Source organism: Streptomyces mauvecolor, from assembly GCF_039532965.1.
Lineage (GTDB): Bacteria > Actinomycetota > Actinomycetes > Streptomycetales > Streptomycetaceae > Streptomyces > Streptomyces violascens.
In genome coordinates this window covers 140,088-155,444 of sequence record NZ_BAAASQ010000002.1, presented here as the reverse complement: position 1 = coordinate 155,444, position 15,357 = coordinate 140,088, and the positions used below count along the sequence as shown (strand labels likewise).

Sequence of the window (15,357 nt, the reverse complement as noted above, 5' to 3'; positions counted from 1 at the left end):
CCCTTGGCGCGGTGGCCCGTGCTGATCCTCGATTTTTCAGGCCAAGTCTGCCCGAGGGGTCACCCACGTCAAGCCGGGTGCCCGTTCCGTGACCGTACGCACTGGAAGAGTCTCGCAAGCGTTACAGGACCGGCATGGAAAACGTACGGGATTTGCATGGGTACACGCGGAACCGATTGGATGGCCGGTCCATCCCGGACCGGTGCCCCGTGTTGACGCTGTAGCGTGCACTACTGCACAACCAGCGGAAGAGCACGACGGAAGACCGTAAGGAAGACCGCGGACGCGGCCAGATACGACGGCGAGGACTGATGGCACCCGAACCCGACGGAAACGGCGCCGGGATGGCCGATGCGCAGGACCACGAGTCGTGGGTCGGCGGACTCGTCGGCGACGGCCGTTACCGCCTCACCCACCGGCTGGGGCGCGGCGGCATGGCGGAGGTGTTCGCCGCCGAGGACGTGCGCCTGGGCCGTACCGTCGCCGTGAAGCTGCTCCGCGCCGATCTCGCCGAGGACCCGGTGTCCAAGGCGCGCTTCACGCGTGAGGCGCAGTCGGTGGCCGGACTCAACCACCACGCGGTGGTGGCGGTGTACGACTCCGGTGAGGACTTCGTGGGCGGCCAGACCGTCCCGTACATCGTGATGGAGCTCGTCGAGGGCCGCACCATCCGCGACCTCCTGGTGGACGCGGACGCCCCGCCGCCGGAGCAGGCGCTGATCATCGTCTCGGGCGTCCTCGAAGCGCTCGCGTACTCGCACCAGCACGGCATCGTGCACCGTGACATCAAGCCCGCCAACGTGATCATCACGGACACGGGCGCGGTCAAGGTGATGGACTTCGGCATCGCGCGGGCGCTGCACGGCGCCCAGTCGACGATGACCCAGACCGGCATGGTCATGGGCACCCCGCAGTACCTCTCGCCCGAGCAGGCGCTCGGCAAGGCCGTCGACCACCGCTCCGACCTGTACGCGACCGGCTGCCTGCTGTACGAACTCCTCGCGCTGCGGCCCCCGTTCATCGGCGAGACGCCGTTGAGCGTGGTCTACCAGCACGTCCAGGACATGCCGGTGCCGCCCTCGCAGGTGACCCATGTCGCGCCGCCGGAACTCGACGGCCTCGTCATGCGTTCTCTCGCCAAGGACCCGGACGACCGTTTCCAGTCCGCCGAGGAGATGCGCGGCCTGGTCCAGTACGGCCTGCAGATGCTCCAGGCGCAGGGCGGCCACACCGGCACCTGGAACACCGGCCCGGTCGAGCTGATGCACGAGGGCGCCCACACCCCGGCGATGGGCACCACCGGCGCGACGGCGGCCATGGGCCACCCCGTGCACGGGGACACCTCGCAGTTCGGCGGACCGATCCTGCCGCCGATGAACCCGGACGACGGCGGGTACGACGGCTACGCACACGGCGGCCACAAGCAGGGTGGTGGCCGCGGCGGCAAGATGGTGCTGTTCGTGGTGCTCGCGATCGTCGCGATCGCGGTGGGTGTCGCCTTCGCGCTGAAGGCCACGAACAACGCGGGCGGCGGCGGTGGCGGCGGGAGCAGCAACTCGCCGACGCCGAAGACGTCGCCGTCGGTCTCCCAGTCGGACACCCCGTCGACGCAGGACACCCCGGGCACCAGCCAGGGCCAGTCGTACGGCAGCAGCTCGAACGGCAACGGCGAGTCGCCCTCGACGCACCGCTCGCGCTCCTCCTCGCCGACGCCGAGCAAGTCGCACTCCTCGTCCTCGCCGGGCACCAGCCAGGGCACGACGTCGGGCACGAGCGAGGGCACGGACACGCAGGGCACGACGTCCGGCAACGAGGGCACGAGCTCCGGGAACACGGGCACTTCCAGCGGCAACACGGGGACGTCGTCCGGGAACACGGGCACCACCGACGGCACGAGCTCCGGGAACACGGGCACCTCCAGCGGCAACACGGGGACGTCGTCCGGGAACACGGGCACCACCCACGGCACCAGCGCCGGGAACACGGGCACCTCCAGCGGCCCCGGCGGCTCCAAGCCGACCCCCTGACCGGAGCCGGGGCTCAGCCCGCGAAGGCCTCGCACACCGCCTCGTACTCGCGGGTCCACCAGACCGCCAGGGCCGACGCCGCAGGAAACTGCGGGTCGGCCCTTCGGTCGTGCAGCTGGTAGCGCCAGCGCAGGATCCAGAAGTCGTTGAGCCGCTCCCACCACACCCGGTGCACCGCGGCCGCGAGCTCCTCGGCATCCGCCCCGGCGGCCCGCCGGTAGGCCCGCGCGTACGCCCGCACCTTCGCCAGCTCCAGCTCGCCCGACGGACGTACGAAGAAGATCGCGGCGGCCCGGACCGCCTCCTCGGCGCGCGGCTGGACGCCGAGCCGGTCCCAGTCGACGATCGCGGCGGGCTCGGCCGAGCGGCCCTCGCCCCGGTACAGCAGGTTCAGCGGATGGAAGTCGCCGTGCACCCAGGTGCCGGTGACGGGGGCGGCCGGGCGGCGGTGGGCGTGCTGGCCCAGCAGCACCCGCCGCTCCAGGAGCCGGTGTTCGGCGAGTTCGTCGAAGACGTCCCGGGGCCGGTGCCTGCGGGCCCGCGCCACCAGGTCGTCGATCAGCGCGAAGGTGTCCGCGGGGTCGGCGCTGAGGTGCTCGGCCTGCGGCACGTCGGGCTCCATGACCTGGGCCAGGCACGTGTGCACGAGCCCGAGCAGCGCCCCGAGCCGGCGGGACTCCACGGCGCAGAGCTGGGCGCCGTCGCGGTGGCGGCCGTGCACCCAGGGGTGCAGGGCGTAGCAGTGGCCGCCGATCACCGCGACGGTGTCGCCGGCGGCGTCCGGTACGGGAGGGGCGACGGGCACGCCGAGGGCCTGGAGGCGTTCGGTGGCCCGGTGCTGGCGGGCGATGGCCTCGTGGTCACCGTCCAGGTGGTGCTTGAGGAAGTAGTCGCCGCGGGTGGTGGCGAGCCGGTAGCCGCGGTTCAGCAGGCCCTGGGCGACCCGTTCGCAGGAGAGTGGCTCACCGGGGGACTCGTAGCGGCGCAGGAGGTCGCCCACGGGTGGAGTTGCAGATGAGCGCGGCACTCTTCAGATGTTAGATCACGCCACGTACTTGAGTTGTCGCTCTTTGGAGTAGTCCAGCGAATGGACGGTTACGAACTGGGGCTCGATGCGCATGTACACGGGATCGAAGGGCTCCCCGTCGACCGCGCGGGGGTCGTCGCCGAACAGCGCCAGCTCCCCGGCGGTCGGCTCGAAGGGCTCGGCGGTGCCGGTGAACTGCACCGACCACACGTCGGCCCCGCCCGAGCCGAGGTTGTCCGCGCCGTACGCGACCACGCTGCCCAGACAGGCGTGGTGGTGGCCGAGCCCCGCATGCAGGCGCAGCAGCACGCAGCCGTCGATCACGATGTGGCGGGCCGGGGCCACGAACGGCAGGGCTCGCATGCTGGTCGCGACGCGGCCGTACGGAACGCGGGCGAGCAGCTCGATGGCGCGGGCTTCCTCGGAGGACATGCCCCCACCTTTGCGGCCCGCGGGGGCCGGTGAAAGAGCCCGGGGCCCCGCGCATCCGGGCCCTAGGTCCCGAATGACCGGCCCGGGCCCCGTCGGTGAGAGGTGCTCAGTGGTTCTTCTCGGCCTGGATCCGGGCCACGTACGCGGCGGCCTGGGAGCGGCGCTCCATGCCGAGCTTGGACAGCAGCGAGGAGACGTAGTTCTTGATCGTCTTCTCCGCGAGGTGCAGGCGCTCGCCGATCACGCGGTTGGTGAGGCCCTCGCCGATCAGGTCGAGGATCTTGCGTTCCTGATCGGTGAGGTTGGCCAGGCGGTCGTCGCCCTTGCTCTTGCCGCCGTCGCGCAGCCGCTCCAGGACGCGGGCGGTGGCCACGGGGTCGAGCAGCGACTTGCCGGCCGCCACATCACGTACGGCCGTCAGGAGTTCACTGCCGCGGATCGCCTTGAGGACGTATCCGGAAGCCCCGGCCATGATCGCGTCGAAGAGGGCCTCGTCGTCCGCGAACGAGGTGAGCATCAGGCATTTGATGTCCTCGTTCTGCGAACGGATCTCGCGGCAGACCTCGACTCCGCTGCCGTCCGGGAGGCGGACGTCGAGCACGGCGACGTCGGGGCGGGTGGCGGGAATCCTGACCAGGGCGTCGGCGGCGGTGCCGGCCTCGCCGACCACTTCGATGTCGTCCTCGACGGAAAGCATCTCGTGGACGCCGCGACGGACCACCTCGTGGTCATCGAGCAGGAATACGGTGATTTTGCCTGTTTCGCGCACGGAATCAGTCTCACACATTCATCCGAAGGACGCCGGGGAGTGCCATAAGTGACCCCTTCCCGAACACGCGTGACCGGGATAACGTGCCGTTGTTCCGGCGGCCTGCAAGGCTGTGACCAGCGACTGTTCCCCACTTTCTCGATTTACTTGGAAATCCAAGCAAAAACGCAGGTCAAGTGGGGTTTCGCAGTAATGCGCAGCACTGGGTAACGTGCCTTTGGCAGGGCGCTCGCCGGGGCACCTGTCACGCCTGATCCCCGGCCGAGCGCGCACACCCCGTGCACTTGAGACGGACAGGCGAGCCTCCCCCAAGCTCTGGACGAGCCGGGGGGACCCCCAGGCTCACCGGCGAACCCGGGAGCCGGACAGACGGAGGAGCACGCACGTGACCGTGGAGAGCACTGCCGCGCGCAAACCGCGACGCAGCAGCAAGCGCACCGCCGGCGCCGGCGCAAGGAAGACGGCCGCCGAGCCCGAGCTCGTACAGCTGCTGACGCCCGAGGGCGAGCGGGTCGAGCACCCTGATTACGACATCGACCTGAGCCCCGAAGAGCTGCGCGGTCTCTACCGCGACATGGTGCTGACCCGGCGCTTCGACGCCGAGGCCACGTCCCTGCAGCGCCAGGGCGAGCTGGGCCTGTGGGCCTCGCTGCTCGGCCAGGAGGCCGCCCAGATCGGCTCCGGGCGTGCGCTGCGGGACGACGACTACGTCTTCCCGACCTACCGCGAGCACGGCGTCGCCTGGTGCCGCGGCGTCGACCCGACGAACCTGCTCGGCATGTTCCGTGGCGTCAACCACGGCGGCTGGGACCCCAACAGCAACAATTTCCACCTGTACACGATCGTCATCGGCTCGCAGACGCTGCACGCGACCGGTTACGCGATGGGCATCACCAAGGACGGCGCGGACAGCGCCGTGGTCGCCTACTTCGGCGACGGTGCCTCCAGCCAGGGCGACGTCGCGGAGGCCTTCACCTTCTCCGCCGTCTACAACGCCCCGGTCGTGTTCTTCTGCCAGAACAACCAGTGGGCGATCTCCGAGCCCACCGAGAAGCAGATGCGCGTGCCGCTCTACCAGCGCGCACAGGGCTTCGGCTTCCCCGGTGTCCGGGTCGACGGCAACGACGTGCTGGCCTGCCTGGCCGTGACGAAGTCCGCCCTGGAGCGGGCCCGCCGGGGCGAAGGCCCCACCCTGGTCGAGGCGTTCACCTACCGGATGGGCGCGCACACCACCTCCGACGACCCGACGAAGTACCGGGCCGACGAGGAGCGCGAGGCGTGGGAGGCCAAGGACCCGATCCTGCGGCTTCGCACCTACCTGGAGAGCGCGGGCCACGCGGACGCCGCGTTCTTCGAGGAGCTGGAGAGCGAGTCGGAGACCCTGGGCAAGCGGGTGCGCGAGGCGGTCCGCGCCATGCCCGACCCCGAGCCCATGGCGATCTTCGAGAACATCTATGCCGACGGCCACGCGCTGGTCGACGAGGAGCGGGCCCAGTTCGCCGCCTACCAGGCATCGTTCGCGGACGGAGAGGGCAACTAGCCATGACCGTACAGAAGTTGCCGATCGCCAAGGCGATCAACGAATCGCTGCGCAAGGCGATGGAGACCGACCCCAAGGTCCTGGTCATGGGCGAGGACGTCGGCAAGCTCGGAGGTGTCTTCCGGGTCACCGACGGCCTGTTCAAGGACTTCGGCGAGGACCGGGTGATCGACACCCCGCTCGCCGAGTCCGGCATCGTCGGCACCGCGATCGGCCTGGCCCTGCGCGGCTACCGGCCCGTCGTGGAGATCCAGTTCGACGGCTTCGTCTTCCCGGCGTACGACCAGATCGTCACCCAGCTCGCGAAGATGCACGCCCGCGCGCTCGGCAAGATCAAGCTCCCGGTCGTCGTGCGCATCCCCTACGGCGGCGGCATCGGCGCGGTCGAGCACCACAGCGAGTCGCCCGAGGCGCTGTTCGCGCACGTGGCGGGCCTCAAGGTGGTCTCGCCCTCCAACGCCTCCGACGCGTACTGGATGATGCAGCAGGCCATCCAGTCCGACGACCCGGTGATCTACTTCGAGCCCAAGCGCCGCTACTGGGACAAGGGCGAGGTCGACACGGAGGCCATCCCCGCCCCGCTGCACAAGGCCCGTACGGTACGCGCCGGTTCGGACCTCACGCTTGTCGCGTACGGCCCGATGGTGAAGGTCTGCCTCGAAGCGGCCGCCGCCGCTCAGGAAGAGGGCAAGTCGATCGAGGTCGTGGACCTGCGCTCGATGTCCCCGATCGACTTCGACGCCGTCCAGGCCTCCGTCGAGCGGACCGGCCGCCTGGTCGTCGTCCACGAGGCGCCGGTCTTCTACGGCGCCGGAGCGGAGATCGCCGCGCGGATCACCGAGCGGTGCTTCTACCACCTGGAGGCCCCGGTGCTCCGGGTCGGCGGCTACCACGCCCCGTACCCGCCGGCGCGCCTGGAGGAGGAGTACCTGCCGGGTCTCGACCGGGTGCTCGACGCCGTCGACCGCTCGCTGGCGTACTGAGGTGACGACAATGACTGAGAACGCTGCCCGCTACCGCGAGTTCAAGATGCCGGATGTCGGCGAGGGGCTCACCGAGGCGGAGATCCTCAAGTGGTACGTCAAGCCCGGTGACACCGTCACCGACGGCCAGGTGGTCTGTGAGGTCGAGACCGCGAAGGCGGCCGTCGAACTCCCCGTCCCCTACGACGGCGTGGTGCAGAAGCTGCACTTCGAAGAGGGCGTGACGGTGGACGTCGGCACGGCCATCATCACCGTCGACGTGGCCCCCGACAGCGGGTACGCCCCGTTCGCCGAGGCCGCGGAAGCAGCCGAGGCCGCGACGGCCGCCGCGCCCGCCGAGTCCGACGAGGACGAGGCGCCCAAGGGCCGCCAGCCCGTCCTCGTCGGCTACGGCGTCTCCGAGGCCTCGACCAAGCGCCGTCCCCGCAAGGGGGTTTCGGTCCCCGAGCAGGCCCCGGCCGAGGCTCTGCGTGCCGTGCAGACCGAGCTGAACGGCCGGGCCCCGGCCGCGGCCCGCCCGCTCGCCAAGCCTCCGGTCCGCAAGCTCGCCAAGGACCTCGGCATCGACCTCGCGACCGTGGTGCCGACCGGCCCCGACGGCATCGTCACCCGCGAGGACGTGCACGCGGCCGCCGCGCCGGTGGCCGAGCCCGCGCCTGTTTCACGTGAAACAACTCCCGCTCCTGCGGAGGCCGTTCAGGCATCCGACGCCCGCGAGACGCGGATTCCCGTCAAGGGCGTACGCAAGGCGACCGCTCAGGCCATGATCGGTTCGGCGTTCACCGCGCCGCACGTCACGGAGTTCGTGACGGTCGACGTGACACGGACGATGAAGCTGGTCGAGCAGCTGAAGTCCGACAAGGACATGGCGGGCCTCAGGGTCAATCCGCTGCTCCTGATCGCCAAGGCGCTCCTGGTCGCGATCAAGCGCAACCCGGACGTCAACGCCTCCTGGGACGAGGTGAACCAGGAGATCGTCCTCAAGCACTATGTGAACCTGGGCATCGCGGCGGCGACCCCGCGCGGTCTCATCGTCCCGAACATCAAGGACGCCCACGCCAAGACCCTGCCGCAACTGGCCGAGTCCCTGGGTGAGTTGGTGTCGACGGCCCGCGAGGGCAAGACGTCGCCGGCGGCCATGTCGGGCGGCACGGTGACCATCACCAATGTCGGCGTGTTCGGCGTGGACACCGGCACCCCGATCCTCAACCCGGGCGAGGCCGCGATCCTCGCGGTCGGTGCGATCAAGCTCCAGCCGTGGGTCCACAAGGGCAAGGTCAAGCCCCGCCAGGTCACCACGCTCGCGCTCTCCTTCGACCACCGCCTGGTCGACGGCGAGCTCGGCTCCAAGGTCCTCGCCGATGTGGCGGCGGTCCTCGAACAGCCGAAGCGGCTCATCACCTGGGGCTGATGCGCCCCCGCTCGGCCCCCGGCGCGCATCCGTGCGCCGGGGGCCGAGGCATGTCCGGGTGGACAGGGCTGCGGGCAGGGCGGAAGGTGAGGGAAGGGCGGCTCCGGCCGTCCGCACCGCGCCCCGGGCAGCCTGCCGTGACCGGGCGCGACGTGATGACCTGGGCAGACGGGGCTGAGGGGAGTCATTCATGCGGATGTACGCCCGCGCCGCGCTCGGCGCCGCGATCGCCACGGCGGCCCTCACCGGAGCGCTGCTCGCCTCCACGGCCGCCGTCCCGGAGGACCGGGCCCCGGCCGCCTTCGTCACCGCTCCGGGCCGGGCCCCCGTCTCCAAGGCCTGCATCGCCTCCCTGGAAGCCGACATCGGCGCCGGCACCACCGCGCTCATGACCCTGAGCACGAGCGGTCCGACGGTCACCTTCAAGGACGGCCCCGGCCATCCGATCCCGAGCCTCGGCACGCTCGACCGCAAGCACCCCAAGCTGCCCGCCTCGGCCGGCATCCACGCCGAGATCCTCAAGCCGTACGGCACCGCCCCGCAGCTCAGAACCAAGGTCGAGGGCGGCCCCCATGCCCAGTACCAGGTGCAGGACTTCCCCAAGCTGCCCAAGGGGTGCAAGGTGACCGGCACCAAGTAGGCGCACATACAGGGGTAAATCGCCCGCTCTGTGCGAGTCGGCTCGCCCATCCGTGTGACCCGTCCACGCTCCCGTGGCCCCGTCCCGCGATCCGGACGTGACTTTCTGATGCACCCCTGTTGTATCTATCCTGTGCGCATGTCTCCCGCCCCGGCCCCCGCCACCAAGCAGCCCCCCGCCGCCGACCGCGTCTACATGCACGTCAAGCAGGCGGTGCTCGACCGCCGCTACGAGGGCGGCACGCTGCTCACCGAGGGCGAACTGGCCGAGGCGGTCGGGGTGTCGCGGACGCCCGTGCGCGAGGCGCTGCTCAAGCTCGAAGTCGAAGGGCTGCTCAAGCTCTACCCGAAGAAGGGCGCGCTCGTGCTCGCCGTCTCCGCGCAGGAGACCGCCGACGTGGTCGAAACCCGGCTGCTCGTCGAGGAGTTCGCGGTGCGCAGAGCCGTACCCGCGCCGGAGCACCTGGTCGTACGCCTCCAGGAACTCCTGGCCGAGCAGAAGGCACACGCCGCCGCAGGGGACCTGGCGGCCGTCGCCGTCAGCGACCGCTGCTTCCACGCCGAGATCGTGCGCAACGCCGGGAACGAGATCCTGGCCCGGCTCTACGACCAGATGCGGGACCGCCAGCTGCGCATGGGGGTGGCCGTCATGCACGCCCAGCCCGACCGCATCGCCAAGAACATCGCCGAGCACCAGGAGATGCTCGACGCCATCAGGGACGGCGACGGCGAGCGGGCCGCGCACTGTGTGCGCCAGCACCTCAGCTGGGTCAAGGTCCTGGTCAGGGGGGACGATCGATGAGTTCGGCCACACTGCCCGCGCCACAGCCGCTCGGCGGGCGCCGGGCCGCGTTCGTGTGGGGCATAGGCGTCGGCGTCTACTTCGTCGCCGTCATCTTCCGCACCTCGCTCGGCGTCGCCGGCCTGGACGCCGCCGACCGCTTCCACGTCAACGCCTCGGCCCTTTCCACCTTCTCCATACTCCAGCTGCTCGTGTACGCGGGGATGCAGATACCCGTCGGCCTCATGGTCGACCGGCTCGGCACCAAGAAGGTCCTCGTCCTCGGGACCGTCCTGTTCACCGTCGGCCAGCTCGGCTTCGCCCTGTCGCCCTCGTACGCCACCGCGCTCGGCTCCCGCGCGCTGCTCGGCTGCGGAGACGCGATGACCTTCATCAGTGTGCTGCGGCTCGGCTCGCGCTGGTTCCCCGCCAAGCACGGGCCCATGATCGGGCAGGTCGCCGCGCTGTTCGGGATGGCCGGAAATCTGGTGTCCACCATCTTCATCGCCCGCGCGCTGCACGACATCGGCTGGACGGGCACCTTCGTGGGCAGCTCACTCGCCGGGGTCGCCGTCCTCGTCCTGCTGCTGCTCTTCCTGCGCGACCACCCCGAAGGCCACGAGCCGCCGCCCGCGCACCACGCCGGGGCCGCGTTCGTACGCCGTCAGATCGCCGAGTCGTGGCACGAGCCCGGCACCCGGCTCGGGATGTGGGTCCACTTCACGACACAGTTCCCCGCGATGGTGTTCCTGCTGCTGTGGGGGATGCCGTTCCTCGTCGAGGCGCAGGGCCTCGACCGGGGTACGGCGGGCGGACTGCTGACCCTTGTGGTGCTCTCCAACATGGTCGTCGGCCTCGTGTATGGCCAGCTCATCGCGCGCCACCACGCGGCCCGGCTGCCGCTGGCGCTCGGCACCGTAGGGGCGACCGCCCTCATGTGGGCCGCCACCATCGCCTATCCCGCGCCGCACGCGCCGATGTGGCTGCTCGTCACCCTGTGCCTCGTGCTCGGTGCGTGCGGACCTGCCTCGATGATCGGCTTCGACTTCTCGCGCCCCGCGAACCCGCCCGAGCGCCAGGGCACCGCGTCCGGCATCACCAACATGGGCGGCTTCATCGCCTCCATGACGACGCTGCTCGCGGTGGGCGTGCTGCTCGACGCGACCGGTGACAACTACCGGATCGCGTTCTCGTCGGTGTTCTTCCTGGAGGTGCTGGGCCTGGTCCAGATCCTGCGGCTCCGCACGCGGGCGCAGCGCCGCGAGCGGGAACACCTGGTGGCGAGCCGGGTGGAAGCCGTGCACGTCCCGGTGTAGCCGAAACCCTGGTTCCCGGTGCGGCCGGGCCCTCCTCGGGCTTGGCGAAGCCGGAACCCCCAGCGTTACGGGGTGACCGCGAACTCCCGCAGGATCGCGTCGGCCAGCGCCTGGTCGCCCTCCGCCTTCACCCGGTCGGCGACGGCGTGCGGGCGGACCCGGCCGCAGGCGAGCCGCAGGAACGTCTCCCAGTCCATGGCCAGGGTGACCAGCGGGCCCAGTGAGGGCGCGCCGTCGATGGTGCCGTGCCCGTCCGCGTCGACCCGCACCGTGCGCAGGAACTCGACCGGCCCGTGGATGTCGAAGACGACCGCCGAGTTGGGCGGCGCGCCCGCGTCCTTCGCGACGACCCGGGGCAGTGTGTGCAGCAGGATGTCGCGGGCCACGTACGCGCCCGGAGAGTCCAGGTTCCCCGGCTTGTTGAGGGCCCAGCGCAGGTCCTGCTCGTGCACCCACACATCGAACGCCCGCATCCGCAGCGCGAGTTCCAGGGTCTGCTCGGCGCCGAGCGGGGCGCGCACCTTGGTGTCGGGATCCCGGTTCTCGTTGCGCAGCTGACGCGCCCGGCGAATGATCGTGTACTCCAGCTCGGAGGTCATCTCCGGCGCCGTATGGTGCCGGCGCACATCGACCTGCATCTCCATGTAGCGAGCGAGCTCGGTCTGTACGTGGAAGATGTCGCGCGGCAGGGTGTGGATCGGCCTCGGATCGCCCAGCTGCTCGCACTCCATGCCGATGATGTGCGACACGATGTCCCGCACCGACCAGTTGGGGCACGGCGTCGCACGGTTCCACTCGCCCTCGACGAGCGGCTGCACCAGCTCCGATATCGCCTCGATGGAGTGGGTCCAGGCATCGGCGTAGGTCTGAAGGCTGGGATGGACGGTCACGGGACCCCTCGGCGGTTCTTTTGTACGCGGGCTGGACTGCGGGACTGCGTGGGAGGATTGGTGGCTAGGGGGGTCCGGGGGTTTCCCCCGGAAAGTCACAGTACGCTGCCGGGCAGCACCCCGGCAGTGCTTTCGTATGACGATCGTAGGCTGTTTCCCCCAGTGCTGACGGCTCGACAGCCAGGACGGTGGTACCGTGCGCGCCTCGCTCATTCAGATCGATGTAAACCCGTATGAATCCGTCAATTCCCGCCGCGAGCGCGTGGGTTCGCTGATCCGGGAGCTGCGGAGCAGCGATCTGGTCGTGCTCCCCGAGCTGTGGACGGTCGGGGCGTTCGCGTACGAACTCTTCGCGGACGAGGCGGAGACGCTGCGCGGCACCACGGCCCGGGCGATGTCCGAGGCGGCCCGGGACGCCGGGATCTGGCTGCACGCCGGGTCGATTCCGGAGCGGGGCGAGGACGGCGCGCTCTACAACACCTCCCTCGTCTTCTCGCCCGACGGCGAACTCGCGCACAGCTACCGGAAGATCCACCGCTTCGGCTTCGACAAGGGCGAGGCCGTGCTGATGGGGGCGGGCTCGGATCTGGTCACCGTCCCGCTGCCGGACCTCACGCTCGGCCTGGCCACCTGCTACGACCTCCGCTTCCCCGAACTGTTCCGGGGCCTCGTCGACGCGGGCGCCCACGCCTTCGTGATCCCGGCCGGCTGGCCCGAGCGCCGCCGCGCCCACTGGACCCTTCTCGCCCGGGCCCGGGCGGTCGAGAACCAGGCGTACGTGCTGGCCTGCGGCACGGCGGGGACCCATGCGGGCGTGCCCCAGGCGGGGCACAGCGTCGTGGTGGACCCCTGGGGCGAGGTCCTCGCCGAGGCCGGCCCCGGTGAGGAGACCCTGACCGTGGATCTCGACCCGGCGAAGGTCTTCGACATCCGCGAGGCGTTTCCCGCCCTCAAGGACAGGGTGCTGTAGCACTCCGCCGGGGGTGCGGTCATTCGGCCGCGGGCCGTCGGTGGCCGGTCGCGCAGTTCCCCGCGCCCCTTGAGGGGACGGGGCGTACCGGGCCCGCACGGGTGAACGGGTCGCATCCGGGCGCCGCACAAGCGCGTGGACCGTACCCCGCCCCGCACACGAAGACGGGTCAGTCCTCGTGGCCCCGCTCCTTTTCGTCCATGCGGATCACGCAGATCACCACCGCGAGGAGCAGCGCCGCGTCCGCGTCTTCCCGTACTACGTTCACCGCGTACGTCTCGCGGATGTGGAACCACTTGCGCGAGACATGGGCCAGCAGCTCCCCGTCGTACTCGACGGTGAACTCGCGGTCCAGGATCTTGCCCGTCACGTCGAGCTCCGTGCCCTCGATCAGGCTGACCCGGTAGTGGTTGCGCAGCAGGGAGAGGCGCTTGCGGCGGACCTTCGCCAGGATCTGGTCGTCCCGCTCGATGGTCATCGCGTCCCGCAGGCTGAACATCTTCTCCCGCAGCGTGATCAGCACCCGCCCCGACGGGTCCTTCAGCTCCAGGGTGTCGCGCAGCCGCAGCGCCTTGCCGTCGGCGAGGAAGGCGTGCCGGCCGTCCTCGGTCTCGATCCAGTAGTCGTCACCGATGGCGAAGATCTTGTCCCGCACGAGGTATTTCATGGGGACACCCCTGCCCGCGCCGGGGCCCCGCCGAACGGCGACACAGGGTGTTCATACCGGGATGGCAAGCTTGAACCATGAACGATGCCGTCCCGGCGCCCACCCCCGCGCCCGTGCCCCGCAAGCGTGCCCGTGTCCGTGCCCCCGAGCTGATCGGCAAGGGCGGCTGGCTGAACACCGGAGGCAAGGAACTCACCCTCGCTGACCTGCGAGGTAAGTGCGTTGTTGTGGATTTCTGGACCTTCTGCTGCATCAACTGCCTCCACGTCCTCGACGAGCTCCGCGAGCTGGAGGAGAAGCACCGGGACACCGTGGTGATCGTCGGGGTGCACTCGCCGAAGTTCGTGCACGAGGCCGAGCACCAGGCCGTCGTCGATGCCGTCGAGCGGTACGGGGTGGAGCACCCGGTGCTGGACGACCCCGAGCTGGCGACCTGGAAGCAGTACGCCGTGCGGGCCTGGCCCACGCTCGTGGTGATCGATCCCGAGGGGTACATCGTCGCCCAGCATGCCGGCGAGGGCCATGCTCATGCCATCGAGCGGCTCGTCGAGGAGCTGGAGGCCGAGCACGGGGCGAAGGGGACGCTGCGCCGCGGCGACGGGCCGTACGTGCCGTCGGAGCCCGTCGCCACCGACCTGCGCTTCCCGGGCAAGGCGATCGTGCTGCCCAGCGGGAACTTCCTGGTGTCCGACACCACCCGCCACCAGCTCGTCGAGCTCGGCCCGGACGGGGAGAGCGTCGTGCGGCGGATCGGCGGGGACGGGCAGTTCAAGGAGCCCCAGGGTCTTGCGCTGCTCCCGGACGGGAGGGTTGTCGTCGCCGACACCGTCCATCATGCGCTGCGGGCCTTCGACCCGGTCAGCGGGGAGATCGAGCTGCTTGCCGGGACCGGGAAGCAGTGGTGGCAGGGGCAGCCGACCTCCGGGCCCGCGCTCGACATCGACCTGTCCTCCCCGTGGGACGTCGCCTGGTGGCGGGGCAAGGTCTGGATCGCCATGGCCGGTGTTCATCAGTTGTGGACGTACGACCCGGAGACCGCGACCGTCGAGGTCGCGGCGGGCACCACCAACGAGGGGCTCGTCGACGGGCCCGGTGCCGAAGCCTGGTTCGCGCAGCCGTCCGGGCTCGCGGCCACCGAGGACCGGCTCTGGGTCGCCGACTCGGAGACCTCGGCGTTGCGCTACGTCGATGCCGAGGGTGCGGTTCATACCGCCGTCGGGACCGGGCTCTTCGACTTCGGGCACCGGGACGGGGACGCCGCGCAGGCGCTGCTCCAGCACCCGCTCGGGGTCACCGCGCTGCCGGACGGCTCGGTCGCCGTCGCGGACACGTACAACCACGCGCTGCGCCGCTACGACCCGGCCAGTGGTGAAGTGACCACGCTGGCAACGGACTTGAGGGAGCCGAGCGATGCCGTCCTGGTCGGGGACGACATCGTCGTCGTCGAGTCGGCGCGGCACCGGCTGACCCGGCTGCGGCTGCCCGAGGAGGCCGTACGGGTCGAGGCCGTGGCGCATCGGACCCGGCGTTCGGCGACCGAAGTAGCCCCGGGCAGGCTCCGGTTGGACGTCGTGTTCCAGGCGCCCGCCGGGCAGAAGCTGGACACCCGGTACGGTCCCTCGACCCGGCTGCTCGTCTCCTCGACCCCGCCCGAGCTGCTGCTCGCGGGCGAGGGCACCGGCACCGACCTCGCGCGTGAGCTCAGCCTGAACCCGGAGGTCGGCGAGGGCGTGCTGCACGTGTCGGCGATGGCCGCCTCGTGCGACGACGACCCCGAGAACGAGTACCCGGCCTGTCACATGCACCAGCAGGACTGGGGCGTGCCCGTACGGCTCGTCGAGGGCGGCGCGAGCCGGCTGCCGCTGGTCCTTGCCGGGATGGACGCGGAGTAGGCCCAGCGACCGG

Annotated in this window: 14 protein-coding genes; 9 read left to right on the top strand and 5 right to left on the bottom strand. The window is 70.6% G+C overall.

Features of this window, described 5'->3' with window-relative positions:
* Nucleotides 1-311: 311 nt before the first annotated feature.
* The gene (locus tag ABD346_RS01415) at nucleotides 312-2,027 is read left to right on the top strand and encodes a protein kinase domain-containing protein (protein WP_344370785.1); all 1,716 of its coding nucleotides are present in this window, start codon (nucleotides 312-314) and stop codon (nucleotides 2,025-2,027) included.
* 13 nt (nucleotides 2,028-2,040) lie between these two features.
* Here the strand turns inward: ABD346_RS01415 and ABD346_RS01410 are convergent, their stop codons facing one another.
* From ABD346_RS01410 to ABD346_RS01400, 3 genes are all read right to left on the bottom strand, one after another.
* On the bottom strand, nucleotides 2,041-3,054 hold the full coding sequence (locus ABD346_RS01410) for a phosphotransferase (RefSeq protein WP_344370784.1): 1,014 nt from the start codon (nucleotides 3,052-3,054) through the stop codon (nucleotides 2,041-2,043).
* 15 nt (nucleotides 3,055-3,069) lie between these two features.
* Nucleotides 3,070-3,486 carry a pyridoxamine 5'-phosphate oxidase family protein gene (locus ABD346_RS01405; RefSeq protein WP_344370782.1) on the bottom strand — a complete coding sequence of 139 codons (417 nt, stop codon included), beginning with the start codon at nucleotides 3,484-3,486 and terminating at the stop codon, nucleotides 3,070-3,072.
* Between the two features lie 106 nt (nucleotides 3,487-3,592).
* The gene (locus ABD346_RS01400; protein WP_344370780.1) at nucleotides 3,593-4,255 is read right to left on the bottom strand and encodes a response regulator; all 663 of its coding nucleotides are present in this window, start codon (nucleotides 4,253-4,255) and stop codon (nucleotides 3,593-3,595) included.
* A 385-nt stretch (nucleotides 4,256-4,640) separates the two neighbouring features.
* Between ABD346_RS01400 and pdhA the strand changes: the two genes are divergently transcribed.
* The 6 genes from pdhA (at nucleotide 4,641) to ABD346_RS01370 (ending at nucleotide 10,925) form a co-directional block, all read left to right on the top strand.
* Nucleotides 4,641-5,795: a pyruvate dehydrogenase (acetyl-transferring) E1 component subunit alpha gene (gene pdhA, locus ABD346_RS01395; protein ID WP_344370778.1), complete on the top strand. Its 1,155-nt coding sequence runs from the start codon at nucleotides 4,641-4,643 to the stop codon at nucleotides 5,793-5,795.
* Nucleotides 5,796-5,797: 2 nt separating this feature from the next.
* Nucleotides 5,798-6,778 (top strand): alpha-ketoacid dehydrogenase subunit beta, encoded by a 981-nt coding sequence (locus ABD346_RS01390; RefSeq protein WP_344370777.1) that lies wholly within the window; start codon nucleotides 5,798-5,800, stop codon nucleotides 6,776-6,778.
* A 1-nt stretch (nucleotide 6,779) separates the two neighbouring features.
* The gene (locus ABD346_RS01385) at nucleotides 6,780-8,189 is read left to right on the top strand and encodes a dihydrolipoamide acetyltransferase family protein (RefSeq protein WP_344370775.1); all 1,410 of its coding nucleotides are present in this window, start codon (nucleotides 6,780-6,782) and stop codon (nucleotides 8,187-8,189) included.
* Between the two features lie 190 nt (nucleotides 8,190-8,379).
* Nucleotides 8,380-8,829 carry a hypothetical protein gene (locus ABD346_RS01380; RefSeq protein ID WP_344370774.1) on the top strand — a complete coding sequence of 150 codons (450 nt, stop codon included), beginning with the start codon at nucleotides 8,380-8,382 and terminating at the stop codon, nucleotides 8,827-8,829.
* 138 nt (nucleotides 8,830-8,967) lie between these two features.
* Nucleotides 8,968-9,630: a GntR family transcriptional regulator gene (locus ABD346_RS01375; protein ID WP_344370772.1), complete on the top strand. Its 663-nt coding sequence runs from the start codon at nucleotides 8,968-8,970 to the stop codon at nucleotides 9,628-9,630.
* Nucleotides 9,627-10,925, top strand: coding sequence for an MFS transporter (locus tag ABD346_RS01370; protein ID WP_344370769.1), 1,299 nt, complete (start codon nucleotides 9,627-9,629; stop codon nucleotides 10,923-10,925). Before ABD346_RS01375 ends, ABD346_RS01370 begins: the two co-directional genes overlap by 4 nt.
* A gap of 65 nt (nucleotides 10,926-10,990) precedes the next feature.
* On the opposite strand, the gene ABD346_RS01365 is transcribed toward ABD346_RS01370, so the two are convergent.
* Entirely contained in the window at nucleotides 10,991-11,815 is an 825-nt protein-coding gene (locus tag ABD346_RS01365; RefSeq protein WP_344370767.1) for a maleylpyruvate isomerase family mycothiol-dependent enzyme, read from the bottom strand.
* 196 nt (nucleotides 11,816-12,011) lie between these two features.
* Here ABD346_RS01365 and ABD346_RS01360 point away from each other — a divergent pair, with 196 nt between their 5' ends.
* Nucleotides 12,012-12,785, top strand: coding sequence for a carbon-nitrogen family hydrolase (locus tag ABD346_RS01360; RefSeq protein WP_344370765.1), 774 nt, complete (start codon nucleotides 12,012-12,014; stop codon nucleotides 12,783-12,785).
* A gap of 169 nt (nucleotides 12,786-12,954) precedes the next feature.
* Here the strand turns inward: ABD346_RS01360 and ABD346_RS01355 are convergent, their stop codons facing one another.
* A complete protein-coding gene (locus tag ABD346_RS01355) occupies nucleotides 12,955-13,452 on the bottom strand; it encodes an LURP-one-related/scramblase family protein (RefSeq protein WP_189967402.1) in 498 nt (165 codons plus the stop codon).
* Between the two features lie 77 nt (nucleotides 13,453-13,529).
* Between ABD346_RS01355 and ABD346_RS01350 the strand changes: the two genes are divergently transcribed.
* A complete protein-coding gene (locus tag ABD346_RS01350; RefSeq protein WP_344370762.1) occupies nucleotides 13,530-15,344 on the top strand; it encodes an NHL domain-containing thioredoxin family protein in 1,815 nt (604 codons plus the stop codon).
* The last annotated feature ends 13 nt before the right edge of the window (nucleotides 15,345-15,357 follow it).

Excerpts from the sequence above, each read along its gene's own strand:
- ABD346_RS01415 (WP_344370785.1), top strand. The coding sequence starts at position 312 with ATGGCACCCGAACCCGACGGAAACGGCGCCGGGATGGCCGATGCGCAG.
- ABD346_RS01405 (WP_344370782.1), bottom strand. The coding sequence starts at position 3,486 with ATGTCCTCCGAGGAAGCCCGCGCCATCGAGCTGCTCGCCCGCGTTCCG.
- ABD346_RS01390 (WP_344370777.1), top strand. The coding sequence starts at position 5,798 with ATGACCGTACAGAAGTTGCCGATCGCCAAGGCGATCAACGAATCGCTG.
- ABD346_RS01380 (WP_344370774.1), top strand. The coding sequence starts at position 8,380 with ATGCGGATGTACGCCCGCGCCGCGCTCGGCGCCGCGATCGCCACGGCG.
- ABD346_RS01375 (WP_344370772.1), top strand. The coding sequence starts at position 8,968 with ATGTCTCCCGCCCCGGCCCCCGCCACCAAGCAGCCCCCCGCCGCCGAC.
- ABD346_RS01370 (WP_344370769.1), top strand. The coding sequence starts at position 9,627 with ATGAGTTCGGCCACACTGCCCGCGCCACAGCCGCTCGGCGGGCGCCGG.
- ABD346_RS01355 (WP_189967402.1), bottom strand. The coding sequence starts at position 13,452 with ATGAAATACCTCGTGCGGGACAAGATCTTCGCCATCGGTGACGACTAC.
- ABD346_RS01350 (WP_344370762.1), top strand. The coding sequence starts at position 13,530 with ATGAACGATGCCGTCCCGGCGCCCACCCCCGCGCCCGTGCCCCGCAAG.